Source organism: Trebonia sp. (assembly GCF_049794275.1).
Taxonomy (GTDB): domain Bacteria; phylum Actinomycetota; class Actinomycetes; order Streptosporangiales; family Streptosporangiaceae; genus Trebonia.
Window position 1 is genome coordinate 1 of record NZ_JBARCR010001025.1, and the last position, 1,728, is coordinate 1,728.

At 70.6% G+C, this 1,728-nt stretch carries 2 protein-coding genes; both read right to left on the minus strand.

Annotated features, from left to right (window positions below; all coding sequences use genetic code 11):
* Positions 1 to 472, minus strand: a 472-nt coding sequence (locus WA805_RS25755) for a hypothetical protein (protein ID WP_425243635.1), incomplete at its 3' end; no start/stop codon positions are given.
* Positions 473 to 795: 323 nt separating this feature from the next.
* The coding region (locus tag WA805_RS25760; RefSeq protein ID WP_425243636.1) for an ABC transporter ATP-binding protein at positions 796 to 1,728 on the minus strand (933 nt) is incomplete at its 5' end.

A 1,728-nucleotide genomic window follows, 5' to 3' on the forward strand; every position in this document is an offset into this window, starting at 1 on the left:
GCGAGAACGCCTCCTCGCGAGTGAGCGACAGGTCACCCGGCCCGACCTCTAGGACCTTGCCCTCGGCGCGCAGCCGCGCGATCCGCAGCGGCGGCTCGACCCGGCCGGCGAGCACCAGCCGGGAACCGCCCGGCACATGATCGGCCAGCACGGACAGTGCGGCCCGGCATTCGGAGTTGTGCAGCACGTGCACGTCGTCCAGGACAAGCGCCACGGGCGAGGCCATCGATGAGAAAGCCGAGCCGAGCCGCGGGATAACCGAGCCGGGCACTGAGCTGCCGGGCGAAGCGAGGGCATCGAATACCCGCTCGCCGACCGGCTCCACCGCATCGAGCGCCTTCGCGACATAGGTGAGCAGGACCTTCGGATCGTTGTCCGTTTCGTCGACCGACACCCAGGCGAAGGCCTGGCCGTTGCGCTCGGCCCACTGGGCCAGGACGGTCGTCTTCCCGTAGCCGGCCGGTGCGACCACCGAGACGATCGGACGACGCGCACACCGCGCGAGCCGTTCGATAAGCGACGACCGACGCACCGTCCCGGGCCGGAGCAGGGGGCGGCGAAGCTTCCCCGTGAAAAGGTCGAACACCGGCCCGCCTGCACCATGCGATGGCCCAGTTCGCTGGCGCATCTCGCTGTCGCCCAATGCCCGGCGGCCTCCCGTAGAAATTGCCCGCCGTTCCAGGATCGGGCGGGCCGTGAATCAGGTCAAGAGCATATTGCAGAACTCATTGAAGTACTTTTTCGAGTAAAATAGCATTTATGGCGGTATGACCCGGTGATGCTGCTGGCGTATTCCTATCTGTCGGCGGAGGAGGGTTCAACGCGCCTGCGCATCGGTTTCCAGCCTGGCCGCGGGACGCTGGCGCGCAGGCGCTGGGTGTAGGGGTGTCCGGGATGGTCGAGTACCCGGGCGGTGGGGCCGCGTTCGACCACGGTCCCGCGGTGCAGGACGAGCGTCTCGTCGGTGAGCTGGCGCACGACGGCCAGGTCGTGGCTGATCAGGAGGTAGGAGACCTGGGTCTCGTCGCGGATGTCGGCCAGCAGGTTCAGGACCTGGGCCTGGATCGACATGTCCAGCGCGGAGACCGACTCATCGAGGATCAGGACGGCGGGCTGCGCCGCGAGGGCGCGGGCGATCGCGACTCGCTGCCGCTGGCCGCCCGACAGCGACCGGGGCAGCGCCCGTGACTGCCGTTCGTCGAGGCCGACCAGGCCGGTGAGTTCGGTGATCCGGGCGCGCCGGCGCTCGGCGGGCCAGCCGTGGTGCAGCCGCAGCACCTCGTCGATGGCGGCCTCGGCGTTCTGGCGGGGGTCGAGGCTGGTGTAGGGGTCCTGGAACACGATCTGCACCTCACGGCCGCGCCGGCGCCGCTCGCGGGCGGATCGGGGCGGCCGGGACCGGTCGTGCCCGCAGGCGGTGATGGTTCCGCCGGTGGGCCGCTCGAGGCCGGTGATCATCCGCGCGATCGTGGTCTTGCCCGAACCCGACTCCCCGACGATGGCCAGCGACCGGCCGCGGCGGAGGACGAAGGAGACGTCGTCGACGGCGACGAACTGGCCGAATTGCTTGCGCAGGCCAGCTGCCTCGAGAACCGGCGCCTCGCCGTCCTCAGCCATCAGGCGGCGCCTGGAGCCGGCCACGAAGTTCGCGCGCACGGGCGCAGCGAGACACCCCGCCGTCCAGCTCGACGAGGCCGGGCCCGGCGGCCCGGCAGACGTCGCCCGCGT